This is a genomic window from Desulforamulus ruminis DSM 2154 (assembly GCF_000215085.1).
Taxonomy (GTDB): domain Bacteria; phylum Bacillota; class Desulfotomaculia; order Desulfotomaculales; family Desulfotomaculaceae; genus Desulfotomaculum; species Desulfotomaculum ruminis.
This window is the reverse complement of record NC_015589.1, coordinates 1,616,047-1,640,861: the sequence shown is the minus strand read 5'-3', so window position 1 is coordinate 1,640,861 and position 24,815 is coordinate 1,616,047. Positions and strand designations below refer to the sequence as shown.

24 protein-coding genes and 2 tRNA genes are annotated in these 24,815 nt (G+C 42.8%); 9 read left to right on the top strand and 17 right to left on the bottom strand.

The window, feature by feature from the left end:
• Positions 1–306: 306 nt before the first annotated feature.
• Both DESRU_RS20790 and DESRU_RS08200 read right to left on the bottom strand, forming a co-directional pair.
• Positions 307–450, bottom strand: coding sequence for a hypothetical protein (locus DESRU_RS20790; protein ID WP_187290625.1), 144 nt, complete (start codon positions 448–450; stop codon positions 307–309).
• A 191-nt stretch (positions 451–641) separates the two neighbouring features.
• Complete coding sequence (locus DESRU_RS08200) at positions 642–3,341, bottom strand: complement C1q domain-containing protein (RefSeq protein WP_013841644.1); 2,700 nt, start codon at positions 3,339–3,341, stop codon at positions 642–644.
• 326 nt (positions 3,342–3,667) lie between these two features.
• Here DESRU_RS08200 and DESRU_RS08195 point away from each other — a divergent pair, with 326 nt between their 5' ends.
• Entirely contained in the window at positions 3,668–4,909 is a 1,242-nt protein-coding gene (locus DESRU_RS08195; RefSeq protein WP_013841643.1) for an IS110 family RNA-guided transposase, read from the top strand.
• Positions 4,910–5,078: 169 nt separating this feature from the next.
• Here DESRU_RS08195 and DESRU_RS08190 read toward each other — a convergent pair whose 3' ends face one another.
• The gene (locus DESRU_RS08190) at positions 5,079–5,804 is read right to left on the bottom strand and encodes an N-acetylmuramoyl-L-alanine amidase (protein ID WP_013841642.1); all 726 of its coding nucleotides are present in this window, start codon (positions 5,802–5,804) and stop codon (positions 5,079–5,081) included.
• Between the two features lie 452 nt (positions 5,805–6,256).
• Between DESRU_RS08190 and DESRU_RS08185 the strand changes: the two genes are divergently transcribed.
• Both DESRU_RS08185 and DESRU_RS20785 read left to right on the top strand, forming a co-directional pair.
• Positions 6,257–6,559, top strand: coding sequence for a hypothetical protein (locus tag DESRU_RS08185; protein WP_207635967.1), 303 nt, complete (start codon positions 6,257–6,259; stop codon positions 6,557–6,559).
• Between the two features lie 339 nt (positions 6,560–6,898).
• Positions 6,899–7,069, top strand: coding sequence for a hypothetical protein (locus tag DESRU_RS20785; RefSeq protein WP_013841640.1), 171 nt, complete (start codon positions 6,899–6,901; stop codon positions 7,067–7,069).
• Positions 7,070–7,293: 224 nt separating this feature from the next.
• Here DESRU_RS20785 and DESRU_RS08180 read toward each other — a convergent pair.
• The 8 genes from DESRU_RS08180 to DESRU_RS08150 all read right to left on the bottom strand — a co-directional run bounded on the left by DESRU_RS08180 (position 7,294) and on the right by DESRU_RS08150 (position 11,522).
• A tRNA-Gln gene (locus tag DESRU_RS08180) sits at positions 7,294–7,368 on the bottom strand.
• A 96-nt stretch (positions 7,369–7,464) separates the two neighbouring features.
• The gene (locus DESRU_RS08175) at positions 7,465–8,103 is read right to left on the bottom strand and encodes a trimeric intracellular cation channel family protein (RefSeq protein ID WP_013841639.1); all 639 of its coding nucleotides are present in this window, start codon (positions 8,101–8,103) and stop codon (positions 7,465–7,467) included.
• A 65-nt stretch (positions 8,104–8,168) separates the two neighbouring features.
• Entirely contained in the window at positions 8,169–8,687 is a 519-nt protein-coding gene (locus DESRU_RS08170) for a GNAT family N-acetyltransferase (protein WP_013841638.1), read from the bottom strand.
• A 39-nt stretch (positions 8,688–8,726) separates the two neighbouring features.
• Positions 8,727–8,918 (bottom strand): hypothetical protein, encoded by a 192-nt coding sequence (locus DESRU_RS08165; protein WP_013841637.1) that lies wholly within the window; start codon positions 8,916–8,918, stop codon positions 8,727–8,729.
• A 269-nt stretch (positions 8,919–9,187) separates the two neighbouring features.
• Complete coding sequence (locus DESRU_RS20780) at positions 9,188–9,355, bottom strand: hypothetical protein (protein ID WP_013841636.1); 168 nt, start codon at positions 9,353–9,355, stop codon at positions 9,188–9,190.
• A 29-nt stretch (positions 9,356–9,384) separates the two neighbouring features.
• Positions 9,385–9,684 (bottom strand): hypothetical protein, encoded by a 300-nt coding sequence (locus DESRU_RS08160; protein ID WP_013841635.1) that lies wholly within the window; start codon positions 9,682–9,684, stop codon positions 9,385–9,387.
• Positions 9,685–9,735: 51 nt separating this feature from the next.
• A complete protein-coding gene (locus DESRU_RS08155) occupies positions 9,736–10,401 on the bottom strand; it encodes a YkgJ family cysteine cluster protein (RefSeq protein WP_013841634.1) in 666 nt (221 codons plus the stop codon).
• A gap of 197 nt (positions 10,402–10,598) precedes the next feature.
• Complete coding sequence (locus tag DESRU_RS08150) at positions 10,599–11,522, bottom strand: LysR family transcriptional regulator (protein WP_013841633.1); 924 nt, start codon at positions 11,520–11,522, stop codon at positions 10,599–10,601.
• Between the two features lie 138 nt (positions 11,523–11,660).
• Between DESRU_RS08150 and DESRU_RS08145 the strand changes: the two genes are divergently transcribed.
• Together DESRU_RS08145 and DESRU_RS08140 are read left to right on the top strand one after the other, a co-directional pair.
• Positions 11,661–12,596, top strand: coding sequence for a DMT family transporter (locus tag DESRU_RS08145; RefSeq protein WP_013841632.1), 936 nt, complete (start codon positions 11,661–11,663; stop codon positions 12,594–12,596).
• A 72-nt stretch (positions 12,597–12,668) separates the two neighbouring features.
• Complete coding sequence (locus DESRU_RS08140) at positions 12,669–13,232, top strand: nitroreductase family protein (RefSeq protein WP_013841631.1); 564 nt, start codon at positions 12,669–12,671, stop codon at positions 13,230–13,232.
• 145 nt (positions 13,233–13,377) lie between these two features.
• Here the strand turns inward: DESRU_RS08140 and DESRU_RS08135 are convergent.
• Positions 13,378–13,452: transfer RNA gene (locus DESRU_RS08135), tRNA-Gly, on the bottom strand.
• Between the two features lie 326 nt (positions 13,453–13,778).
• Here DESRU_RS08135 and DESRU_RS08130 point away from each other — a divergent pair.
• Positions 13,779–14,216 carry a universal stress protein gene (locus DESRU_RS08130; protein WP_013841630.1) on the top strand — a complete coding sequence of 146 codons (438 nt, stop codon included), beginning with the start codon at positions 13,779–13,781 and terminating at the stop codon, positions 14,214–14,216.
• Positions 14,217–14,283: 67 nt separating this feature from the next.
• Here DESRU_RS08130 and DESRU_RS20775 read toward each other — a convergent pair whose 3' ends face one another.
• The gene (locus DESRU_RS20775; protein ID WP_187290624.1) at positions 14,284–14,421 is read right to left on the bottom strand and encodes a hypothetical protein; all 138 of its coding nucleotides are present in this window, start codon (positions 14,419–14,421) and stop codon (positions 14,284–14,286) included.
• A 276-nt stretch (positions 14,422–14,697) separates the two neighbouring features.
• Here DESRU_RS20775 and DESRU_RS08125 point away from each other — a divergent pair, with 276 nt between their 5' ends.
• Both DESRU_RS08125 and DESRU_RS08120 read left to right on the top strand, forming a co-directional pair.
• Positions 14,698–15,435, top strand: a complete 738-nt coding sequence (locus tag DESRU_RS08125) for a LytR/AlgR family response regulator transcription factor (RefSeq protein WP_013841629.1) — start codon at positions 14,698–14,700, stop codon at positions 15,433–15,435.
• Between the two features lie 17 nt (positions 15,436–15,452).
• Entirely contained in the window at positions 15,453–16,772 is a 1,320-nt protein-coding gene (locus DESRU_RS08120; protein WP_013841628.1) for a sensor histidine kinase, read from the top strand.
• A gap of 360 nt (positions 16,773–17,132) precedes the next feature.
• On the opposite strand, the gene DESRU_RS08115 is transcribed toward DESRU_RS08120, so the two are convergent.
• The gene (locus DESRU_RS08115; protein ID WP_013841627.1) at positions 17,133–17,708 is read right to left on the bottom strand and encodes a GNAT family N-acetyltransferase; all 576 of its coding nucleotides are present in this window, start codon (positions 17,706–17,708) and stop codon (positions 17,133–17,135) included.
• Positions 17,709–18,228: 520 nt separating this feature from the next.
• Between DESRU_RS08115 and DESRU_RS08110 the strand changes: the two genes are divergently transcribed.
• Positions 18,229–19,590 (top strand): glycosyltransferase family 2 protein, encoded by a 1,362-nt coding sequence (locus DESRU_RS08110; protein ID WP_013841626.1) that lies wholly within the window; start codon positions 18,229–18,231, stop codon positions 19,588–19,590.
• A gap of 61 nt (positions 19,591–19,651) precedes the next feature.
• On the opposite strand, the gene DESRU_RS08105 is transcribed toward DESRU_RS08110, so the two are convergent.
• From DESRU_RS08105 to DESRU_RS08095, 3 genes are all read right to left on the bottom strand, one after another.
• Positions 19,652–21,475 carry a methyl-accepting chemotaxis protein gene (locus tag DESRU_RS08105; RefSeq protein WP_013841625.1) on the bottom strand — a complete coding sequence of 608 codons (1,824 nt, stop codon included), beginning with the start codon at positions 21,473–21,475 and terminating at the stop codon, positions 19,652–19,654.
• Entirely contained in the window at positions 21,469–22,410 is a 942-nt protein-coding gene (locus DESRU_RS08100) for a chemotaxis protein (protein WP_013841624.1), read from the bottom strand. The genes DESRU_RS08105 and DESRU_RS08100 overlap by 7 nt, the downstream gene beginning before the upstream one ends.
• A 297-nt stretch (positions 22,411–22,707) precedes the next feature.
• Complete coding sequence (locus DESRU_RS08095) at positions 22,708–24,513, bottom strand: methyl-accepting chemotaxis protein (protein ID WP_013841623.1); 1,806 nt, start codon at positions 24,511–24,513, stop codon at positions 22,708–22,710.
• Between the last annotated feature and the right edge of the window lie 302 nt (positions 24,514–24,815).

Below are 24,815 nucleotides of genomic sequence, written 5' to 3'. Positions count from 1 at the left end.
AAATGGGGCCGCAGATACCGTACTGCTGCCTAGAAGGAATCCATATTCCTCGGGAGTGGGAAAGACCTATTGATGGGGAACTGCTGGCGCTGCTGCTTGGGTTCGGTATTTTGGGTTGGATGGTGATTCATCTAACATTTTATCCAATGTCTAAAAACTTTTACTCTAACTTCTTCTATATAAATATCTGTCCCAACGCTAATTTACAAAGCATTGTTTCGATCGAGGACTTTTGACCACTTTCTTTCCCCCACTAGCTCCACACCGGTATAAAAATACCGCCTTTTTATCGGCGGTTATTGTGTTTCAACCCAATAATCTGTTCAACAAGGACTTGCTTCTCTGCTCTTGCAATTCCAACATCCGTAATTCTAAATCAACCAGTTGCTGACCAATGACCTCTATCTCACTCGGCGGCTCCGGTACCGGCGTTGGATCATGGGCCTCCACCGCCTCCCCAATGGCGTTTAATTCCTCCTGGGTGATGTCGGGGTGGACGTAAATTATTACTGCTTCCTCCGTCCCGTAGACCGTGCTGTCCGTTGGGTTGCAGGGGTTGAATGAGGTTTTGGGCTAGCAGTTCGTCGGTTAGTTTGGTAAGGTTTACGGGTTTTGGGAAGCAGATTGGTAAGTACTTCATGCTAATCACCTACCTTGACAATATTAATAGCTGTTTCTGCTGAAAAATTGCTAATGGAAAGGGTGGTTCCGCTTGTTTGTCGTACAATAACCGTGATGTAGTCTCCCGGATTCAAATATCGCAGTGTTTGTATACCACTTCGCCAAGCCGAATCTGTAGGTGATGGTAATCCTACATACGCAAGGTCTTCTGACTCATTTAAGCGCAACGCAACGTATCTAAATCCTGTGCCATTCTCCGAAAACCACATTCGAGCACTAATAAGATAGTATCCTGGCACTTTGCAGGTAAATCGTTTGTTATCCGCATTGTATTGATTATAATTATCATATATAGGATAATCAAAAATTACATTTGTCAATGTACCGTTAACTACAGTTTGTATTGCAGATGGTTTTGCAGTATAAATAGGATTTTTCCTCAATAGTCCCCGATTCCTCAACGCCATCTCCAACGCTGTCACATCGGTAGTCACCTTTGCTAACTCGTCAACCAAAGTGTCCACGGTAGACTTGATATTGCTGTCGTAAGTAGCGTCAACAGAAAGTAGTGGGGCGGTAAATTCTTCCGGTAGGGCTTGGTAGGTGACGCTGTATTGGGCGGTAGGATCGAAGTCTTTTTCATATGCTCCTAGCAGCGTTTTACCGTATGAAAACTGTGAACTAAATGACTGACCCCACATGAGAGTAGGTTTGGTATTTTCAAATACTGATAAAAATTTTTCCACTTTATTAGCAACAGCTGAAAACAATGACGCGCTAGTATGATTAATAAAATAAATTTTATTATTTGCGTCATATTTTGGATTCGCCAACTCCCTCACCACAACCCCCTCAAACACTTCCACCTGATTCAAGCCTTCGTGTACCCGAAGTTCCCCTTCATGGGGCACTACTTCAGTGACAGGGGTGGCGAGTTGGTAGTGGAGGGTGTAGGGGGTCCATTCTGGATATGAAGCTGTCGGTACTTGCCCATCTGCATATCCATTAAGGTGGGAATGGTGAGAACCGTCTCCTAAAGCATAAAAATGTAATTTTACCCATCCCTTTGTCCCTGTTCCATCGTAAGTAGTGTTAACAGATTGACCTCTTGTATACATCTTCCACCCATAGAAATACGCCTTAATCTCATCGGCTGTCGGGGTGTAGTTCTCGCCCCAGCCGGAGTCGATGTCAGCTACGGATATGAATAAATGATCATCGTTTCCACCTGTGCCAATGTTATCGAAACTTGCATCTGTCCCTATGCCACCTAATATTTTTCCGTCATACTTTATCCCAACAAGTTGATTATTTGTAATTCTGCTGTTTCTTTTTGCGCCATGAGTTGCTGTAAAATTAGGCACGTATAGACGTTTAAATCCTGCACCATCTATACTGAAACTCCAATCCAAACTCCCATCCAACACCTTCTTCTCCCACTTCTTCGTTCGCATCCACTGTCCGTCGATCTCCTCCAATGTTTCGCCTTCGTAGAGAGGGGTTTGGAGGTAGAGGTAGGAAGGATCGTTGGGGAGGTAGTGGTCAGGTATAGTGTCGCCAAGGATGAGCATGGGGTTGGAAAAAGTGAATGTACCAGTAACGCCAATATCGCAGCCAACAATTATATTAATTGATTTTGTCTCACTTGGTACAATAAAAGTTTTTGTTATTGTAATTGTGCCATTAGTTGTGGCATAGGGTGGACTATCTAAAAAACCTATATGTTGGTTTTTGCTATCGTACATAGATAAATTATAGTAGCCCCCTGAACCTATATCACCTCCAATATTTGAAATATCTATTGTTATTTTGAATGTGTATGTTTGCCCTACAATAGGATAAAAAGTAAAAGACCTGGTCTTATATCCTACGTCAGATTTGACAACACTTATTGAAGAAAGAGAAATATCAGTTAAAGTGCCGGCAGAATTTGTCCACTGACTAAACGGCGGCAGCAAGTTTACCCCTTCTGCCTTTACTGCCGGATTCTGCACCATCTGTACGCTGTTCACATATGGGTACTTGGCGGCAATTTGGTCCGGTGTTAGTGTTGATAATTCATTTTTCTGTCCCTGGGTTAACTCGTATAACCTTAACTTTCTAGCGTATACGTACTGGCCAGCACTTCCGTTTGCAATAATCGTTGCCCCTCTATAGGGACTTGTATTATCTATATTATTTGTATCAAACACACACCAAACAAGATTAAAATTTAAGCTATCCGTTACTGTTTGACTTTGCGGTGCATACGAAGCATAGTCCGACAACTGTAATCTAACATTTGTGGCATTACCATTTTTTACTTCTCCTATTAGTAAAAAATACTTGCCATTTTTTGATACGTGACTAGAAACATCAACGTAGGCAAACCCTTCTGTACCTGTTAAATTTGTCGTCACTTTGAAAACTTCGTTTTCAACCGTAGCAGCAGCGTTTATTGTCAGCATATTGGTAATTCTGTCGCCTTTCCCATCCTTCCCCAGCAGATTCACCAGCGTCCGGCCCGTGAATTTCGGCCTCAGCAAGGAAGCCCTGGGAGCGTTGACGGCGTTTAGGCCGTGGGAGAGGGTAATGGATTGGCGGGGCAGGTCTTCTATTTCCCTCTTGTATTCCGTCACATTCTGGTCCAGCAAATCCAGATTTTCATTATAGGCCTGCCGGCTGACAATCTCATTGCCCAGGGGTTTTTTAAGTCCCAAATTCGGTGTTGTCGTTGGCATTTTTCTCCTCCTTTATTTTTTCATTTATATAGTCATACCTTTCGCTTCGCTCAAGGCACAAAACGTAATGAAATACGTTGGTTTTGAACGATTTTTTTATTATTCTAAACTCCTAGGGATAACAGTTAACTACAAATCACGAGGAGGTGAGTGGGTTGCTCCATTCTGGAGTGACCGCATTTATATATGTGTGGATTGCCTTTCCAAGCACAAATAAGTGTGTCTTCGAGCACGCAGACTTATCTTTGTTTAAACATTACTCGTTTATTGCCAGGCAATCAGTCAATGCTGTTTATCCCTGCAATTCTTTGAAAGGAGTTTCCCCTATGGCTTTAAAGATCGTTTACCAAGTCTGTTGTGGTATTGATGTCCACAAAACCTTCGTAGTTGCTTGTATTGCTACTACCAACAAAGGGGTTACCACCTACAAAAGCCATCGCTTTTCTACTTACACAAAAGGTCTGCAAGAGCTGTCACAGTGGCTTTGTAAAAACGACTGCAAGGATGTTTGCATGGAATCCACAGGAAAGTACTGGATTCCCGTGTTTAATGTTCTTGAAGACTCCTGCAACATCGTCCTAGCTCATCCTAAATACGTCAAAGCTATCCGCGGTAAGAAGACTGACAAAAAAGACGCTAAATGGATTGCTGACCTATTCAAGCATGATCTTGTAGCCGGAAGCTTTATGCCTCCTCTTGCAATCAGGCAGCTTCGTGACCTTATGCGTTACCGCTTTAAACTGACTAACTTTATGTCAAGCGAGAAAAACCGTCTGCAAAATTCTTTAACCGTATCCAATATTCAGCTTGGAAATGTTGTTTCTGATACCTTTGGCAAAAGTTCTATGAACATCATTAACAAGCTTTTGGAGAATCCTTTGGACAATAATTTCGACATAGAACCACTCGTTCACGCTTCTATGAAGGAGAAACTTCCTGAATTAGAACTGGCCATTGACGGTTTTATCACGCCTGAACAAGCTGAAAAACTTAAGGTAATTAAGCGGCACTACAAAGATCTTGAGTCACGAAAAGCTGACCTGGAAAAAATTATCCTTTCTCTTTCGGAGCCCTACACCGGTCAAATTGACCTGATCTTAACTGTTCCGTCCTTTAAGAACATTTTTTCAGCCATCGCAGTGATCTCAGAAATAGGTGTTAATATGGACGTGTTCCCGACAGCTAAGCATCTTTGCTCTTGGGCAGGGCTTACACCTACGAATAACGAAAGTGCTGGAAAGAAAAAATCAGTAAGGATTTCAAGAGCTGGCTGTTATATTAAGCCGCTTCTGGTACAATGTGCAACCGCTGTAGTTAAAAGCGAGAAGCATCCTGAAATCCGCAACCGCTATTTGAGACTTAAGCAACGTCGTGGTCATAAAAAGGCGATTATTGCTATTGCGAGAATGCTTCTTACCGCTATTTACAACATCCTGAAAAAGAAAGAATCGTATAATGCTGAGTTATATAGAAAGGCAGATGTTCTTCCAGTAAGCCGCGAAATCACCGTAGAACAAGCGATTATTTTGGCTAGAACACAAGGTTACCGGATTCGCGCTGCTTCTTGATTTTTGCAAAATCCAGATCTTTTTTAGTCATCAACCGATGGCTTGCTTTGCTGTGTTCACTTTACTTTGCTGATACTTTTAACTGATTATTTCAGACTTATCTCTCCTTAAAAGAATAGCCCCGGCAGCGGTGTTGCTGCCAGGGCATAATCAGGACATAATGATTCACCTATATAATTTTCACCGTCTTCGTCTTTTCATCCCACTCCACCGTCCGGCCCAGTGCTTCCGCCAAGGCCCGGACCGGTGCGTAGGACCTGTCGTCAATCAGCAGGCCTGTTAACACCTGGCCGTCCACAATAATCCGCACGGTTCCGGGTTCAACCGGTTCAAGGAGCTCCACGCCCAGGTAATTGGCAATTCCCTGGGCAATGGCCGTGGCGGCTGTTTCCTGAAAGGCCGCAGATCCCAGCAAAGCCTCTTCCGCAGGATTACTGATGAACGCCATTTCCACCAGGCAGGCGGGCATATCGGTTTCCCGAAGTACTGCAAAATTGGCGGTTTTGATGCCCCGGTTCGCCCGGCCTAAGGCAGGTATTACACAGGTATGAACTGCCTTGGCCAGTGTATTGCCCAAGGTACTTCCCGGATAGTGATAGGTTTCCGTTCCCCCGGCAGTGTTGTTGGTGGCGCTGTTGCAGTGGATGGACACAAATATTTCCGCTCCGGCCTGGTTGGCTGCTTTCACCCTGGCGGAGAGATCGGCGCTGGTGGTGCTGCCAAGGGCGATATCACTTTCCCGGGTCAACCTTGCGTCGATCCCGGCTCCCTGAAGTACTTCAGCCACCAATTTGGCTACCGCCAAAGTAACCGCTTTCTCCTGCAGCCCCTTGGGCCCTACTGCACCGGAATCCCGTCCACCGTGACCCGGATCAATTACTACAATATTAGCCATTTAAGCTTTTCCCCTTTCTTCCCGCCATCCCTATGGGCCGCCTTAAATATACGCAGTTGCAGTCATGGCAGCCCCTATTCTCTAATTCAACGTTATGGCGCACTTCCTTCATCCTTACTTACTTTACATTTTTACTATCCTTGTTATATAGAATATTCCCGTAAGTCCAGTTGTTACCAGGGCATAATCGGGTCATAAAAATATGCCTATGACAATCGGCTTTTATTAAGCAGCCTTTTATTTTCTAAAAAGAAAAAGGAATAGAACACAGATATACAGATTTCACTGATTCCCACGGATTTTTAACTTTATTAAGACATCTGCGCAAATCCGTTCAATCCGTGTATTCTAATTCTTTTCTTATGGTTCTCTATTAGAAAGTAGTTTGCTACACTCCTTCTGTCATGTAACAAGCCATCTTTTTGTCCCAGGATTAAATTAAATGAAGGTTTTTGGGTTTTTTCAATGAACTTTTTATTAAAGGAGATGGTATGGTGAAATTTGAGGCAGCATTAATGGAGCATAACGGAACTCCTTTTGCTATTGTGGCCGTATTGCCACGAATTCTTAACAGTCCTGAACGCGAGGATGTAAGGAATAACTTTAGAAAATATTTTCCCCTGGGCATTCCCATTATTTTCACCGCCAAAGATGCCGATGGGAACCCTAAATATCAAGGCAAATACGATATTGTTAAGTTTTTATATCAACTTGATCCTAAGAAAATTCCGTGGGAAAGATATGATACGATATAAACGGAGGCCGGGGGATTCCCGGCTTTTTGCTTTTTTGGGCTTAAAATAACATTTTCTGCTTTAAACTTTTAAATGGATTTTTGCTCTTAAACAAATATTTTTTTGCACAAAGTAAAAATATTTTATACCATTTCGCATTAATAATGTCAATATAAATTACTTAAAATATTGTGTCTTTATTGCGACAGAAGGGATCCCCGGTGGTAATACCATATATGAAATATTGAGAAATAAAGAGCAAACGAGATAAATAAACCAAATTGTCCGCTTTACTTTTTTGTGAAATAGAGTTATCCTAAATATAGAAAGAGTAACTTCGCGGGAGGAAGGTGAATTTTTATGCGCAAATTAATTGAAAAATTTCTTCATTTTGCGGATGTTGCCTTTAAATACATCTATGTTGAAGAGGAAGATAAGACTATAGCCACTAAAAAAACCCCCTTATCACAAGGAGGTCTTTTTTTATTTTGTCAAGTATTTTTTAAAATAAATTATTTGCAGTTTAATTAAATTTTTCTCCTTAAAGCTCTTGTGGTATTGTTTTACCGTTTCTGCCCAGGGGGCACTTTACAAAGATAAAAGCCTCTTGCGCGTATAAAAAATTATATACTATTTGGGTTGATTAGTACCAATTTATCACCAGATACTTGTCCTTCCCATGCCATTAAGATGCATATAAAATAAACAAAAAACTCCAGCTTTAGCTGGAGTGGTATACAGCAAATAGTAAAATATGGCTGGGGCGGCTGGATTCGAACCAACGAATGCCGGAGTCAGAGTCCGGTGCCTTACCGCTTGGCGACGCCCCAGTAAATCTCCTCACAATGTGTTATTATAACCATAACATTACAGCTTGTCAAACCCCATCTCCTTAGATATGTCTATCTTGGTATTATACTTGTAGCCTAATACCCATTATCCTGTGGGAGATATCTTCTCCTGCTCCTGGGTTTAATTAAATTCCAGCCAAATTTAATGGCAATCAGTCGTAAACCAATGATAAATCCGGCAGCCACAATCATGACCATATCTTTGGAAATTTCCAGGTTAAAAAGCACAATGAACAGAATCCCGCCAAGAACACAAGCTATAGCATAAAAATCCCGTGTAAGTACTGACGGTATTTCTCCTGCCAGCAAATCCCGGATAATTCCACCCATAACCGCAGTAATGACGCCTAGAATCACGGCTCCCACAGAGGAAATATTGGCTTCCAGGGCTTTGGAAACGCCGATGCAGACAAAGGTTCCTAATCCCAAGGCATCTACGATTAAAATAACCGATTTAATTTTAAAAAGAGCTTTATAAAAAAGAAAAGAGCCTATGGCACCAATTAGGGAGACATACACGTAAACCGGTTCAACCAGTATAAACACAGGAGTGTTGCCTAATAACACGTCCCGCGTTGTTCCTCCTCCAATGGCGGTAACCAGGGCCAATACCATGATTCCAAACAGGTCCATATCCTTTTTTATAGCCATTAAAGCGCCGGAAAGGGAAAAGGCCAAGGTTCCCAGCAGATCAAGAAAAAATAAAATGGACAATCCCGATTCTCCTTATAGTGAAATAATAATGAGTTCTTTTGATTTATATATTTTACTATAAACCACTACAAAAACTTTGTATTGCCTGACATCTCCCCTTTGATTTTCTTCTCCATAAAAAGCACTTCAAAGGGCAAAGTTGCAAATCTCTTGCTTTCCCGGACGGCATAACCCAAACTTTGGTAATATTCTTTCAGACCTTTAAACTGTGCAACAATGGACAGTTCAATACAAGTTACCGGATGTTCTTTAAGAGCCCCTTCGGCGTAATTCGTCAGCAGTTGTCCATAGCCGTTGCCTCTGTATTCCGGAATTACAGCCAGGCGTTTGATCGTTCCTTTCCAGCTTTCTTTATCCACAGAATAACTGATGGTACCAATGGGTTTGTCTTTAAGGAACAGCATGATGGCTTTATCCCCTTGGTTCATCCGGCTTTGAACTCTTTCGGCCGTCTCAAAAGCAACAAAATTAGGGTATTTCTCCGGGGTAATGCCAAGTTCCTCCGCCTGTTTTTGAAAGGATACCCTGATGATTTGGCATATCCGTTCGGAATCGCTACTTTTAGCCCATTTAAACTGCAACATTTCTACTCCTTATCTACACCCAGGTTCTTTGTCAACGGCTCATTCGCTTTTTTCCATCCGTTCCAATATTTTTAACTGCCAATAGTGGAGTATTTGCAGTTCCCTCAATTTCCTTTTGATCTCCCGTTCTTTCCTCGGATCCACCGTTTCTCCCAGGTCATATTTTAGTCGAAAAATATCTTGCTTTGTTTGTACCATTGCTTCGTTAAGTTCTTGGCGGCTCAGGGACATTGGGCTCACCTCACAAACCAAACTGTAGATTCATCATTTATAGATATAAAAAACACCTCCTAGTTGGTTCAAGGTTCTATCAGGAAGTGTCTTGGTGCTGGAATGACGCCTTTATTAAATCTTTAATTTCCCCTAATTATATTCACCAGTTAGCATTGAAGTCCTTCTTTTTTGAGGTTCTTTGGGAAGTTGTCTTCATCCTGTCCCAATAAAAATACCTGAGGTGAACTCAGGCAGGCAATAACTCCGTGTTTAGTTATCCCGGGGAACTAAGACAACTCTAATTCCCGGGCTAATTCTTTAATGGCATGGCGCAACTGGTATTCCTCAATCTTTAACCTCTGCAGATCTGCTCTGACAGCCATCAGTTGCTTAATTAAACCATTGATATGAATAAATTTTTGTTTGTAGCGATAAGCATTTAAATCTGTAATCATGAACTTATTATATCCGCAGGGTATATTTTTTATCCATCCAATAGCTCATCCAAAGAATCGGAGGTCTTTTGAATGGCTTCTTTTAATTCCTGTTCACGAGCCTTCAGTTCAAAAAAATTATAATAATCCAGACCCTGACGCTCGTGTAAGCTTTTCAGCAATGCCCCTTCCACCCCTTCCGGGAGGTTGGAAAGCATTGCCTGGTAATTGGGCAAATTGAGATCATCAAATATTTTAAGATATTGCCTTACCTCTAGTAGCTCTTTAACCAAAGTATTCAGTTTTTTTAACTGGCTGTGCCGTCGGTAATCCAATAAATCCGTAACCATGCCTGATCACCCGTTTATCATTACCTCCAAGAAAAGGTAATCGTATATTTTTTATCCCGGTTGGTTCAACTCATTCCACAGGATGGGATCACATACATCTTTTAATAAGACTTGGCTGTAACTTTCTTTACCGGAAAAAGCGTTTACAGGATAATCCGCCAATTGGGGGCACGCTTTATGCGCCTCATGCATATACAGTTTGCCGCCTCTCCGCCGGCTTTGTATCAACCAGAGACGAACCATTTCATCCATGCCCTGATTCACCAATTGAGAACGAAGTTCCTGAGCTCTTTCCGTGCTTTCCATGCAAATATAGCTTTGACATACCAGGGAACGGGCCGTATAGCCGGTGCAAATGCGCTGATCCCGGTTTAGAAATTGACAGGCCCCCTCCAGAGTATAACCCAGACTAATATCCACAACCTGTCCCTCAACATAGATATAAGCATACCTTTTGAGAAAATCCAGCAAAGGCCAATTCTTTTCCAGGCCCAATTGTGATCCGAGCCTTTGAATATAGGACAACACGTCGACACTGGTAAGAGGAATTCTTTCCCAACAGCATTCATCACAGCCCCTGCATGGCGCAGAAGTATTTTTATCAATAAATAGATTGATGGCATCCAAATAATCCTGGACCGTGGCCTCTTCGGTGAGAACCCTTACATCATAGCAATTGCTGCCATTGGTTTGTTCCTTAAAAATTTGTACCTTCACGCAAATCCCTAGCCTTTATATATTTTCGAACCAATATACCATAAACCTGATAAAAAGTTTAAAATTATTGCTCTCAACTTATAAATCCACTTAGTTATAATAAGCCGGGTGGGAAATAGGATAAACCTTTTACAATAGATTTTACAGGGTGTTTCGCCATATGTCCACTTGCAGAGAATCCATCTTACATCATCCCATTATCCTGTCTTATCCGTGAGAGCCGCATCCTCTTCCGGGGAAGCCAGATATTCTTTAATTAAATTCAGCAAGGATAATAGAGTAGGGGAAAGCCATTTATCTTTTTTGTAAATCACCTGCGTATACATGGAGAATTCCGGTCCAACCCAGTGCAAATCTGCAATCTTATGCTGTTGCAATTCTGTTTCCACAACAGCTTTAGGCAGCAGCGCAATGCCCATGCCCCCTGCCGCAAATTGTTTAATGGCTTCCACACTGCCTAATTCCAGCGTGGCGTGGAGTTGAATTCCGGCTTCGTCAAGAATTTTTTCCAATGCCACCCGGTAACTGCAGCCGCATTCCGTAAGAATTACGCACTCATCTTGAAAATCCCTAGGTTCAATACAGCCCCTTGGCACCAGACGGTGTTCGGTGTTTCCAACAATGGCCATGGGCTCCGGAAAAAAAGCAACCACTTCCAAATCCGGTGCTTCAATTTTTGCATCAAGAAAAAAAGCGATATCCACAGTATTATCTCTAAGCCAGCGGTGAAAATCGGAGGAAGTTCCTAATTTAAGGATTAATTTCACCTGAGGGTATCGTTTGCAGTATTCTATAAATAATTTGGGCAGCCGGAAGACACATAAGGATTCCGCCACACCAATGGTAATGGTTCCCTGGGGAACCTTCGATGTTGAGAGCGCCTCCTTGGCCTCTAAAGACAAATTTAAAATTTGCTGAGCATAAGACAGCAGTTTCTCCCCCTCTTGGGTAAGATGGACCCGTTTCCCCAACCTTTCAAACAATTTGGTTCCTAATTCGTTTTCCAACAAACGGATCTGTGCCGTAACATTGGATTGTGCATAACCGAGGAGCTCCGCCGCCCGGGTAAAGTTACATTCTTTGGCTACAACCTGAAAGATCTTTAACTGTCTTAATTCCACTTTCGTCCCCCCTGCTATCACTAAAAACGATTAATCTCATAAAAACTATCTATTTTTGTTTTACTTTTCCTTATGATACAATAAGCTGTACATAAAAGCTATAAATTAAAGAATCTAGGAGTAAAAGAGAGGTAACCCATGTCTATTAATCGTGTTTATCTGTTAATGGTCTTAACCGCTTTATTTTGGTCCGGCGCATTTATAACCGGAAAAATGGCGGTAGTGGAATTCCCCCCCTTTGCCTTAACCTTTTGGCGTTTTTTCTTTGCCCTGCCTTTTATCTTCCTCATTTTATACATACGACAACCAAACAATTGGTTACCTAGAAAAAAAGAATGGCCGTCGTTGATCTTTTTAGGTATACAAGGGACTTTTTTATATCACAGCTTGTTTTTCTTAAGCTTGCAGTATACTACCGCCATCAACTCCTCTCTCATTGGTTCCACCAATCCCATGGTAACGGCCCTTTTAGCCATCCTTCTTTTCCATGAAAAGTTTTCTCCCTCCCGGGTCTTAGGAATTTTGCTCTCCTTCCTGGGGGTGTTCCTAACGGTTACCAACGGACATTGGCGTGAAGTGGCTCATTTGCAATTTAATAAGGGAGATATAGTTATGTTTGTGGCGGTGTGGTGCTTTGCCTTCTACAGTTTGCTTTGCAGGAGGGTGATGCAGAAACATCAGCTTTCCCCTCTGACCGTCACTGCCTATACTTTTCTGGTATGCACCATTGTTTCCATTCCCTTTGTCTTATGGGAAAAACCCATGAGCTACCTGCCTCATACAACCGCCGGGGGGTGGTTATCCATCCTCTATATGTCCATATTCGCTTCGGTACTGGGCTATTTATTCCAGTTAATGGCCATACAAAAAATTGGAGCGCCGAAAACCGCTATTTTTATCAATCTGGTACCGGTTTTTACCATCATTCTCTCTATTTTCATTCTTGGGGAAGACTTCAGCTTGTTTAAATTGTTCAGTGCCTGCATGATCATTACCGGAGTCTTTTTAACTTCCAGGCCGGAAACAGCAGAAAAAGAAAAAAAGATTCTTTTGGCCGGCGGCAAGCAAATATAAGGAAATAAAAGGAAGGAAAATAATCTTTGGCGCCTAATTATTGATGATAAAAACAGAAAGGAGTTGACCAGTATGAATGTGCTGGAATGCATCAATGGACGGCGCAGTGTAAGAAAGTTTGCCGCTAAGGCGGTTCCCCCGGAGGTCATTGATGAATTAATTTCCCTGGGAACCAAGGCAGCCACCGGCTCAGGGAATCAGCCCTGGGGATTTGTCGTTATCACCGATCTCCAAGAGATGAAGCGGATATCCGACGAAGCGAAAAGCCATTGGCTGGCAAATATGGAAAAGTATCCTTATATGCAGCAGTATAAGAATTGGCTGAAGGACGACAGTTTCAACATATTTTATAATGCACCCTGCTTACTCATTATTTATGGCAATACGGAATCCCACTGGTATGTCTACGACTCCACTCTGGCGGCCGGCAATATCATGCTTGCTTCCAGAGAGTACGGGTTAGGTACCTGCTGGGTGGGTTTTGCCGAACACATTTGTGATTCCGATCTTTTTAAAAGCAAGTACAACATCCCTGCCAAATATAAGTTGGTGTGTCCTCTCATCATCGGTTATCCCGAGACGGAACTCCCCCCACCGAAACGCAAGCCGGCGCTTATTTTTACGGCAACATCCTAAACTCAAGCTGGCTTGTCCTTTAGCCTTAATTCACCACTTTGCTGACAACAAACGAAAAGACCGGACGGCATGCCGCCCGGTCTTTTAAAATTGATCCATCAAAAATAAATAAAAAGCAGGGGGTTTCACCCCGTCCTAAAAGAAATGGAGCGGAAGACGGGATTCGAACCCGCGACCCTCGCCTTGGCAAGGCGATGCTCTACCACTGAGCCACTTCCGCATTGATAAAAATAATATAACACAGAATGGTTAAACTTGTCAAAATACAAATGAAATAGAATACACTAAATATTGTTTTTACCTGGTTTTTACCCTATGTACAAAAATTGGCGTATAAAAAAGCATACTAATTTTAATATGCTGTTCATAATCTTTAATAAATTAAAGTATGGAGGTGGTCGATGGGAGAGTAACAGTCGATCCATGAATCATTCTGGAGCAACCTCCAGGGAAAGATAGGGAAACATTTTGCATTCCTTCAAGATAATAGCAGGGATTTTGTTTTTTACCTAGAAATAGAGCAAAAAACGAAAAGGAGGATTTGCAATGTACCAAAAAATACTGGTCCCCCTGGATGGTTCTGAGCGTGCTGAAAAGGCTTTAACACACACCATTGAATTAGCCCGGAAACTCGGTTCAAAGGTCACTTTGATCCATGTAGTTCCAAGTCTACCCCCCTACGTGAATAGCGCCGTGGATCGATTAGGCCATGCCCAACAGTCCATTTTAGATGAATTGGTAAGCCATGGTCAGGAACTGCTGGATCAGTATGCAACCTCCGTCACGGATAAAGGAATAGAAGTGGATACTTGCTCGGTTACAGGTCAACCCGCCGATGAAATTCTTGAAAAAGCAAAAAGGGAAGGTTATGATCTGATTGTTATGGGAAGCCGTGGCTTGGGAGAAATTAAGGGCTACATTATGGGTAGCGTAAGCAACCGGGTTTCCCGGCATGCTCCCTGCCCGGTGTTAATTATTCGGTAAAAATAAGGTTAAAATTCGCGCCGCCCCATAAGACAGTTTTTGAGAGTTCTTGTTTGATGGGTCTGAATTAGGCAACCAGCCAGGCTACCACGGCCGTGCTGGTTGCCTTTTCAGTTCTAGGTGGCAAGGCGGGTTGCCACAGTTTACCAACGCCATGGATGTGTTCCAGGGCTTCCATGGCGATAAAGGGGCTTCCTTTTATCATATTTTTGTTTAAAGCATCACAAAGAAAGCCGTTCGCAAGGTGATTATTAGTTGCCAATGATACTTTTTGGTTATTAATATAAGATTCATGGTTTTGTTTAACATTAACAATTCAATATATATCTATAATTAAAATGCAGTGTATAATGTGTTTATACTACTATACTCCTAGGTGGAACAGAGAGGATAGGCACAGTGATTAAGGAAAAACAGAAATGGGTTCCCTGTCGTTGCCTGAGAAAAGTGTGCTACCAGGAAGAAAGGATGGTGAATAATTATGTTGACAGTATTTCTATGTGATGATAATCGGGAAACTCTCAACCAATATGCCTGGCTGATTGAAAAAATAGCGAAGAAAAACAATATAGAAGTTATAATTTCCTCTTTCAACAGCGGAGAAGAATTGCTGTTTCATTTGGCCGATTCACCGCATCAAGCGGATATCATCTATCTGGATATCCTCATGGGTAAGCTAAATGGAATGGACACCGCAAGGAAGCTCAGGGAACTTGAATGCAAGTCGGAAATTGTTTTTTTGACCACAAGTGAGGACTATGTTTACGATGCTTATGATATTTCGCCTGTCCAGTATTTGCTGAAATCAGCAACTTCTACAGATAGATTTGAGCAGGTATTTCTCCGGGCTGTGGCATTGGTTCAAAAAAAGGAAACCGATATGTTTATATGTGAGTCAGGTAATATACAAAAAGTGATCCCGGTCAAAAATATTTCTTTTTTTGAAATTTGGAAACGGGTCGTAACGGTTCATTACAACGGAATGGAAACCGTCAACTTCTATTCAACAATGGAAGAGCTGCAAACCCGACTGCTGGGTAAGGGTTTTGTCCGCATCCACCGTTCGTATATTGTGAACCTGCCCTACATTTCAAAGTTTCAGCAGAACAGCCTATTTCTGAAGACGGGCGCAAACATCCCGATTGGTGTCACATACATGAAACAAGTCAGGCAGGCGTTCGCTGACTATATCAGCCGTGCCAGCATTCATGGTTACTGACAAGGGGGAGAAAAATCATGCAGCTATTAGGGCTCGCTTCACTGATTATTTATGATGTCTTTGTTCTTCTTTATTTCAAAAAGATGTTTCCGCCTAAAAGAAGCCATTGGCTTTTTTATTTAGCTGCAGTTGCCATTAATATCGGTATTGCCATACCATCCTATTTGTTGTTGGATCATCGGTTCGCTGTCTACCTCATTATGGGCTCCATAATGTTGGCCTTTCACCTGCTATTTTATGGAAACTGGCTGCAAATTCTTTATGCAGGTAGCCTCTACATGTTTTCCTTATACAGCAGCAGAGGAATTATTTTTTCGATTTATGCCTTCGTTTTACATACCAGCATCAAAGATGTTCTCCAACAGGAAACCTATTATATTACGATATTCGCATTAGCGGTTCTCCTTTCCATACTGTTCAGCCTGTTTATCCGTAAGGTAATTGTGCCGGATACATCAGCCAGACACTTGCTTTATAACAAGGAACAGCTTAGATTTGTAGTCGTTTACCTGTTCATCCAATTGGTATTTCTCACACTTATTAACGACGGGCGTTTCCATGATGAAATTAGGCAATCCTGGCTTTCTTCCTTATACTTAATATCCTGCATCATAAGTAAATTGTGGCTACTTGTCCTTTACCACACGACTAAGGTCTCAGAATTACTTGAGTACGAGCTGCATACCCGTCAATTACAGGAGCAGCTTTCCCGCCAAATGCGGCATTATCAATCCTACCGCAAATTTACGGAAAGCTATCGGGCATTTCGGCATGATTACAAAAGTATGATGACTTCCATGAAAACTTTGTTGTACAGTCAAGAGTATGAGAAGGCCGCCCGAATGCTGGACGACATTCATGATACCATGCAGCGAGACGTACTTGTTCATAAAGCCTATTCCAATAATGTTTTACTGGACGCCATTTTGCAGGATGCAGCTAACACCTGCGAGGAAAAGAGCATACGTTTTTCGGCGGTTGCACATCTCCCTGAAAATATTTCAATAACGGATCTGGATATTGTCCGTATTTTTTCAAACGTAATTAACAATGCCATAGAAGCCTGCAATAAGGTATCCGGTCCAGAACCGTTCATTGAAATCACGAGCAGCGGCAACCCGGATTGGGCAACCATTGAGGTTTCCAACTCATTTAACGAATTATTATGGAAGGACGGTGAACTGGAAACCACAAAAGAAAGCAAGGATTTTCACGGTTTTGGGTTACGAATCATAAAGGAGACAATTGAAGGCTTGGGTGGCCTGATATTCATAGAGGCAGATCAGGAAAAGAGAATCTTCAAAATAAAGCTCTGTATCCCTAAAGCATCCCCCTAACGTCACCATGTTCCGTAAAAGGACGACTTAAAATTTCGGTATATCCTATAATCCTTAATAACATATCTTAAAAGTATAAACCACGGAATCTTCTCTCCATGGTTTTTTGCCTTTTATGAATCTACCGACTAAAATTAAGCACAAATAAAGCCCATTGGAGAAGCTATTAAAAATTGGGCTTCGAGTATTCGTCTAAGTGTGTTACGGTAATTTTAGATTCCTTTTTGTGGCGCTATATCATGCTTCTATATAAGTCAAGCCGAAAACCTTTTTGGCTCTCGGCTTGAGTAATAATTTTTATTGTGAATACAGAGAGAGTTATATGAATAACCCCAGTTGATTTCGAACTTAAAGTTACGCTCATAATACTTGTAATTCTGTTATTGGGATAACCGGATCAGGATTGCTCGGATGCTCCCCAAGCATTTTTTCCATCCAAATCATATCATACCAGGCGCCGAATTTATAGCCGCATTTCGTGAAATGTGCTACCTTCGTGTATCCTAAATGCTCATGAAAAATTGTACTTGTATTGTCCAGATGTGCGTCCTCATCGAGCGTGTATGCAATGCAGGCATTCAAGTTAATAATATTCTGGCGTTTTAAAATTTCTTCCAAAGCGAAATATAGCTTTTTGCCCAAACCCCGTCCCCTGCAATCCTGTTTTAAATACACGGTGGTTTCGACCGCCCAATTGTATGCCGCGCGTTTCTTGAACGCCGACGCATACGCATAGCCGACAATACGGTCGTCTTCAAGGGCAACTATATAGGGATACATTTGCAAAGTATCCCTAATTCGCTGTGAAAATTCTGCAACGGATGGTATACTATATTCAAAAGTGACGGCGGTATCTGTAATATAAGGGGCGTAAATTTCCAGGATTTCTTTTGCGTCTGCTTCTGTTGCCATTCTAATTGAGATATCTGTATGCATTTATTATCCTTCTTTACGTAGTTTTCTTTTACACAGGCCTAATGCTCCCCTAGGCTTGTCCGATGTTCTAGCGGGATCATCCATGGAACTACAGCCAGAAAATATAATAACATCATGCAGATGTTCGCTAATAGTAAAAGCGTATTCCGTTTTTCCCGCCAATATAATTTTTCATGGGTGATCGCCGTTTCCCTAATCTCACAACATCGTGTTTTATATATCTGCAAATAAGAATACTTATTTTAGTTTAACATAAAAATGGCAGGCCGAGATGCTCTTGTTTTAAATGGAGCTTTTTTTGCTCTTAAGACACTGTTTACTTTAGAAAAGAAGACGGGTCATTTAAACGTAAATGCCCCCGTTTTCTTTTTTATGTGAGCTAGGCTCTTATGATCTGCCGATCAGACAATATTGGAAACAAAAAAACATCGATTGGGTGCAAGAACAGCAAATGATTTTTATATAACCACTATAGTAAAGTTGTTTGTGTCTTATTGAAAATGAAGGGGAATAAAGAGATGTGAAACTTGAAGATAATTTTAAAGTATCTTTACAGACAAATATACAGACTAAAAAGCAGGATACACGATATATCCCGGTTATAATGAAGTTTGCGCTTAGTCACTTTTTTTCTCTTCTATGGATATGTTTTTCGATTTATGTTTCCATTCCCTGGTTGATTGATCTATCGAAAATTGTTACTTTGCCTATATCGCTGCTTATTATCATCGGCATTGCTTATATCCCTGGTTATATGAACGCCTTTTTGGTGGTCAGCCTGATTTTTGACAAACAGCCGCCTTTTAAGAACGAATACCCATCAAAGGATATCACGATTCTTATCGCCGCCAGAAACGAAGCTGAAAATATCGAAAATACCTTAGCATACATTGCCAAGCAGGATTATACCGGCAAAATCAAAGTGTTTGTCATTGATAATGGCTCCAGGGATGACACTTCCTTTGTTGCTTTAAAAGCAGGAGAAAAGCTGGCATTGGATATCACTGTAATTCAGGAGGAAAAACCCGGAAAATACAATGCCTTAAATACAGGACTAAAACATGTTTTTACCGATCTTATAATCACATTGGATGCAGACACGCTGCTGCATTCATCCGCAGTGAGATACCTGGTTGCACGGATAGAAAGCTCGCCTAAGGAGGTCTGTGCCGTTGCTGGTTCGGTGCTGGTACGTAACAGCCGTGAAAACATCATCACAAAGATACAGGAATGGGATTACTTTCTTAGCATTGCTTCCATCAAAAGGTTACAGGGACTTTATCAAGGGACGCTGGTAGCTCAGGGCGCCTACAGCGTATATAAGACGGAATGTGTTCGGGAAATCGGCGGGTGGCCGGATGCTATAGGGGAAGATATTGTGCTAACCTGGAACCTCCTGAGGCATAACTGGAAGACCTATTTTGAGCCGCTAGCTGTTGCTTTTACCAACGTTCCTAATACAGTTCATGTGTTTGCAAGGCAACGATCTCGGTGGGCCCGTGGAATGATTGAAGCACTTAAAATAACCAAACCTTGGCAACAACCACAGATTTATACTAAATATTTAACTGGTATTAATCTGATAATGCCCTACCTTGATTTAGCCTACACTTTCTTTTGGCTGCCTGGGCTTATTTTATCTTTCTTCGGTATCTTCTGGATCGTGGGGCCTGCTACTCTGCTGGTGCTCCCGCTCACGCTCCTTAGCTATTCCATTTTATATATATATCAAAAACATGTGTTCAGGAACCTAAATTTGAGAGTTAGGAAAAATTGGTCCGGCTTTTTTCTATTCCTGCTATGCTATCAGATGATTATGTCTCCCGTTTCAGTCTGGGGATATGCACAAGAAGCCTTCAAGTTTAAAAGGGTGTGGAAATAGACAGTGAACTCCGGCTTAAAAACTACGGTATAAGCTTCTTGCTTCCAAAAAAGGTTCTCGTCTAATTCTCAGCCGCATAATACCTTTCTCCCGATTCCAAACGAATCAAGTCATGAGAAGGCTTCAGCACCGCTTCATTGGCACAAGTCCTAATTTTGAATCTGGATATCTCATTGTCAAGTGTCGCTGCTTGAGCGGAAAGCTCTTCGCTGGCCGCGGAGCCTTCTTCCGCCGTTGCGGCATTGGTTTGCACAACAGCCGATATCTGCTCCATACCTTTCGTGATTTGTTCTATGGCAACGGCCTGCTCTTGTGAGGCTTTGTCAATGCCTTCTATGACTTTTTGAAGCTCCAGAGCTTCCCTGGATGCATTTTCAGATGCACTCCCTGTCTCCAGTGCGATCTGTAGGCCTTCGGCCACCTCATGGATGGAATTTTCAATGAGAAGAGCAGTTCTTTTTGCAGCTTCCGCAGATTGTCCTGCCAAATTACGGACTTCACCCGCAACAACGGCAAAGCCTCTGCCCTCAGCGCCGACTCGTGCCGCTTCAATGGCCGCGTTAAGTGCCAAAAGGTTCGTCTGCTGTGCAATACTTTGGATGGTTTGGGTAATTCCGCTGATTTGCTCGGAACTGTTTTTAATCTGTCCCATGGACGAAAGCAGTCGCTTCATTTTTTCATATCCGTCTTTTGCTTCGTGCGCTGTTTTTGCCACATCTCCAGCCGCCTGTCTGACACTGCCCGCAATATGGTGCACCTGATCGGACACGGTGGAAATGGATGCGGCAAGTTCCTCGACGGCGCTAGCCTGCTCCGTAGCTCCGGTTGCAAACGATTGAACGGCACCCGCTACCTGGACTGCGCCTACATTCACCATGCCTGCCGATTCATGTATGGTCGATAAAACCTGGTTTAAAGAGGTGTAAATCTCCCGAACGGATTCTTGGATTGGAACGAAATCGCCAACATATTGCTGTGTGATAGGAGTTGTCATATCCCCCTGCGCCATATTTTTCAGATGAGTCGTAAGATCACCGACAATTTCCCGAATACTGAGTATCAAGGTTTCCGTAGCCTGTGTCAGGATTTGCAGTTCGTCCTGAGTCTGAACTACCGGCACCGGCGGTGTATGGACATCGCCTTCTGAAAGAAGCTGGAGGCGCTTAGCAACTCCCACTAATGGCCCTGTCAGACGTTTCAGACTAAAGAAAAAAAACAAAATAACCAAAACCGTGATTGTTAAACTGGAGGATAGCAGAAGGACTTGTGCGTTTACTTTTTGCCGCTCCTGCTCTGCAACTGCCTGATTAATATCGTCTATGTAGTTTCCGGTACTGATATACCAGTCGTAGGGCTCGAACTTCAGCGTATAGGCACGTTTGGGGAATACTCCTTGCTTACCTGGCTTGGTGAAATAGAAATCGGTGAAGCCGCCGCCGGACTTAGAACCTGCGGCAATCAGTCCGCGGATAAAAAAATTACCCTTCTGATCCTGCTCGTTATAACGCTCGGCGCCTTCGTATTCGGGATTCATATGCACGGCGCATAAGCCAGTGGACGTGTCGGCCCAGAAATAGCCGCTGCCACCGTTATAACGGGTATCGCGTACGATAATCTCGGCGTTTTTTCTCGCTTCCTGCTCGGTAATTTCGCCGTTTTCGTAGCGCTGGTAGTTTGCCTCCAGCATGCTGACGAGATTTTCAACGGCGATTTTTATGTTCATATCATATCTTTGGTGGCTTGCATTGACCAGTCTGGTATAAGCCCTGTCCAGATTGATATACGATATTGCAGAAAGCAGCAGAACAGTTATGATCAACGAAGCGCCTATAAGTAAGGATAGCTTTCCTCTCATCTGTAAGCGACGAATTTTTAATTTCAACATAATGATTCAATTTCTCCTCGCTTTTTCATTACTGAAATAATCCGGTTGATCGTTTGGACCAATTGTCCGATCTCCGGCTTGGATAGTTGGGCATCGGCCCCCACTTCTTTGCCCTTCAACATCGTTACATCCGTGATCAGGGAGGAGAAAATGACCACGGGAATTTTGGACAGGTCACGATCCTCTTTGATGCGTTTCGTCAAATGATGTCCATCCATGCGAGGCATCTCAATATCGGTGATCACACAGGCTACGGAACCCGGTTTGTCTTTAACGCCCTGGAGGTAATCCCATGCCTCTTGACCGTTGGAGGTCTTGATGATGTTTTGATATCCTGCCTTATGCAGCACATCAGTAATCATCTTATTCAGCATCGGAGAATCCTCCGCAATCAGGATGGGTTTTAAACTATTGCTATGCCCTGGGTTTTCCTCAGCCTCATCAGCATGTGCCCCTACACTGGAGCTGGGGGTAATTTCATACATAATTTTTTCAAAATCAATCAGCGCAATGATCCGGTCGCTCAGTTTTGCGATGCCGGTGACAATTCCTTCTCTGTCCCCATAGATAGCAGGACTGGGCTTTTCAACCGTTTCCCAGGAAATCCGGCGAATGCTATCTACCTTGTGAACATGGAAGGCTACACTCATCTGGTTGAAGTCTGTAATAATCAATATGTCACGCGAAGGATCTTCCGAAGCAGGGAAATCCATGAATTTTGCAAGATCCACAACAGTAAATATTTCATCCCTTGACCATACGATTCCCTCGACACTGGGCTGGGAATGGGGAATTCTCTGAACTTCCTGATATCGTACCAGTTCTCTTACTTTCGCCACGTTAATGCCGAAATGATTCCCGGCAATAACAAACTCCAAAACTTGCAACTCGTTTGTACCTGTTTCTAAGAGTATTGAATTCTCTTTTTTGTCCATAATTCATCCATCCTTTCCTTTTATTAGGAATAACCCGCAGGTTCCAATACTGCTCAGAATATATCTCCGATTGCTTTCTGATTTGTTTCATAAAAATCCATTCCCACTACACGGATTTAACAAAAAACATCAATATTTTTATACCAACCATTTATCTGATATGGGCTTTAATGTTACCGATCCCCCCATTTTTTGTACTTAGCGGTTAATATTTTACCAATGGCCCTTTTTGCCTTGGGCTTTCATAGCCCATAAGCAAATTGGATTGTGCTGCGGCACAATCCGGAGGGGATACTTTTACTGCTTCACTATTCTGAATCGGGACACCTCATTCTGTAGAAAGGATGACTGGGCAGAAAGTTCCTGGCTGGATGCTGAGCACTCTTCCGCTGTTGCCGCATTGTTTTGCACAACGGCCGATATCTGCTCCATACCTTTCGTGATCTGTTCTATGGCAACGGCCTGCTCCTTTGAAGCCTTGTCAATGTTTTCGATGATATTTTGAAGTTCCAGAGCTTCCTTCGACACATTTTGCAGTATCTGTGCTGTTTCCTCGGCAACCTGTGAACCTTCTTTTACCTCGTGAATGGAATTTTCAATGAGAAGAGAAGTTCTTTTCGCTGCCTCAGCCGCTTTCCCGGCTAAATTACGCACTTCGTTGGCAACAACAGCAAAACCCTTGCCCGCCGTACCGGCTTGCGCAGCTTCAATGGCTGCATTAAGCGCCAAAAGGTTGGTCTGTTCCGCAATGCCTTTTACCGTTTTGGCAATTCCCCTTATTTCGTCGGAACTGCTGTTTATCCGTTCCATGGCAGAGAGCATCTGCTGCATTTTCTCATTACCGTCTTTCACATCAGTTACGGTTTTTACCACATTACCGGTTGCCATACTGACACCGGCAGCATTATGGCCTACTTGGTCGGATACGGTAGCAATGGACGCCGACAGTTCCTCAACGGCGCTGGCCTGTTCTGTGGCGCCGGCAGCAAGCATCTGGGAAGCGTCCGCTACCTGGGATGCGCTCGAATTCACCATGTCCGCGGAATGATTGATGCTCGCCAAAATCCGGTTTAAAGAGCTATAGATGCCCCGAACGGATTCCTGGATCGGAATGAAATCCCCTACATATTGCTGTGTGATAGGCGTTGCCATATCCCCCTGCGCCATATTTTTTAGATGCATCGTAAGATCGCCAACAATCTCCCGAATGCTGAGTATCAAGGTTTCCGTAGCCTGTGTCAGGATTTGCATTTCGTCCTGGGTCTGAACTACCGGCACCGGCGGCGTATGGGCATCGCCTTCTGAAAGGAGCTGGAGGCGCTTGGCAACTCCCATTAACGGACCGGTCAGACGGTTCAGGGCCCGAAAGGTAATCACAACGCCTAAAACAGCAACAACTAAACTGACTGCAAGCAGAATTAAGTGAGCGATTATTTTTTGTTGCTGCTGTTCTGCAACTGCCTGATTGATGTCGTTGTAATAATTTCCTGTGCTTATGTACCAGCCATAAGGCTCATATTTCAAGGTATAGGTTCTTTTTTGAAACGCTCCTGTTTGTCCCGGCTTTTTGGTGTAGTAATCAGTATAGCCGCCGCCAGCCTGATTACCCGCAGCAATGATATTACGTACATAATAGGTTCCTTCCTGATCCGTAATATCATAGCGCTGCGTACCTTCAATTTCAGGGTCCATATGAACCACGCACGTGCCATCTTCCGTGTACACCCAGAAGTAGCTGTTGTTATCATAGCGTGTGTCGCGAACGATTTTTTTCGCAGATTCCAGCGCCTGCTGCTCGGTGATTTCTCCGTCGAGATACCTTTGATAGTTTACGTTAAGAACACCAATCATGCTTTCCAGTGCAGTCTTAATTTTATTGTCGTAGGCCTGTTCCGTAGCTTTAACAGACTGTCGATAAGCCCTGTCCAGGTTAATATAAGATATTGCTGACAGCAACAGGATTGTTCCAGTCAACAAAACTCCAATGAACAGGGCCAGCTTTCCTTTCATCTGTAACTTATGAATTTTTAATTTCAACACTTTGATGCTTTTCCCCCTATGCTCAGCGGCAGCATTTACGCCGCTTGACTTTTTCCCTTTCATAAAATGATGTAAAAGCCTCGATACATGGTAAATTGTACCTATACCTAAATTTCCATGGATGATGCATGTATTAAATTGCCATTTTATTGTTCCCAATAAAGAAATGTGATGGTTTTTGTCGTCGAAAGACCGGGAAAGATTTCAAAAAAGAGAACCATCCTTTTGGTGCGGATGATTCTCTTCATAATACTCGACTCAGTTGCCTGCTAGACTGGCTAATGCACATTGTGCATCCCGCATTTATTGGGAACAAAAAAAGGAAAATTAAGCACATAGTAAAACACAATATCCTTTAGCCATTT

Excerpts from the sequence above, each read along its gene's own strand:
- DESRU_RS08195 (WP_013841643.1), top strand. The coding sequence starts at position 3,668 with ATGGCTTTAAAGATCGTTTACCAAGTCTGTTGTGGTATTGATGTCCAC.
- DESRU_RS20785 (WP_013841640.1), top strand. The coding sequence starts at position 6,899 with ATGCGCAAATTAATTGAAAAATTTCTTCATTTTGCGGATGTTGCCTTT.
- DESRU_RS08120 (WP_013841628.1), top strand. The coding sequence starts at position 15,453 with ATGCAGCTATTAGGGCTCGCTTCACTGATTATTTATGATGTCTTTGTT.
- DESRU_RS08115 (WP_013841627.1), bottom strand. The coding sequence starts at position 17,708 with ATGCATACAGATATCTCAATTAGAATGGCAACAGAAGCAGACGCAAAA.
- DESRU_RS08130 (WP_013841630.1), top strand. The coding sequence starts at position 13,779 with ATGTACCAAAAAATACTGGTCCCCCTGGATGGTTCTGAGCGTGCTGAA.
- DESRU_RS08165 (WP_013841637.1), bottom strand. The coding sequence starts at position 8,918 with ATGTCCCTGAGCCGCCAAGAACTTAACGAAGCAATGGTACAAACAAAG.
- DESRU_RS08170 (WP_013841638.1), bottom strand. The coding sequence starts at position 8,687 with ATGTTGCAGTTTAAATGGGCTAAAAGTAGCGATTCCGAACGGATATGC.
- DESRU_RS08100 (WP_013841624.1), bottom strand. The coding sequence starts at position 22,410 with ATGGACAAAAAAGAGAATTCAATACTCTTAGAAACAGGTACAAACGAG.
- DESRU_RS08105 (WP_013841625.1), bottom strand. The coding sequence starts at position 21,475 with ATGTTGAAATTAAAAATTCGTCGCTTACAGATGAGAGGAAAGCTATCC.
- DESRU_RS20780 (WP_013841636.1), bottom strand. The coding sequence starts at position 9,355 with ATGATTACAGATTTAAATGCTTATCGCTACAAACAAAAATTTATTCAT.
- DESRU_RS08095 (WP_013841623.1), bottom strand. The coding sequence starts at position 24,513 with ATGAAAGGGAAAAAGTCAAGCGGCGTAAATGCTGCCGCTGAGCATAGG.
- DESRU_RS08200 (WP_013841644.1), bottom strand. The coding sequence starts at position 3,341 with ATGCCAACGACAACACCGAATTTGGGACTTAAAAAACCCCTGGGCAAT.
- DESRU_RS08145 (WP_013841632.1), top strand. The coding sequence starts at position 11,661 with ATGTCTATTAATCGTGTTTATCTGTTAATGGTCTTAACCGCTTTATTT.
- DESRU_RS08190 (WP_013841642.1), bottom strand. The coding sequence starts at position 5,804 with ATGGCTAATATTGTAGTAATTGATCCGGGTCACGGTGGACGGGATTCC.
- DESRU_RS08140 (WP_013841631.1), top strand. The coding sequence starts at position 12,669 with ATGAATGTGCTGGAATGCATCAATGGACGGCGCAGTGTAAGAAAGTTT.
- DESRU_RS08160 (WP_013841635.1), bottom strand. The coding sequence starts at position 9,684 with ATGGTTACGGATTTATTGGATTACCGACGGCACAGCCAGTTAAAAAAA.
- DESRU_RS08125 (WP_013841629.1), top strand. The coding sequence starts at position 14,698 with ATGTTGACAGTATTTCTATGTGATGATAATCGGGAAACTCTCAACCAA.
- DESRU_RS20775 (WP_187290624.1), bottom strand. The coding sequence starts at position 14,421 with ATGATAAAAGGAAGCCCCTTTATCGCCATGGAAGCCCTGGAACACATC.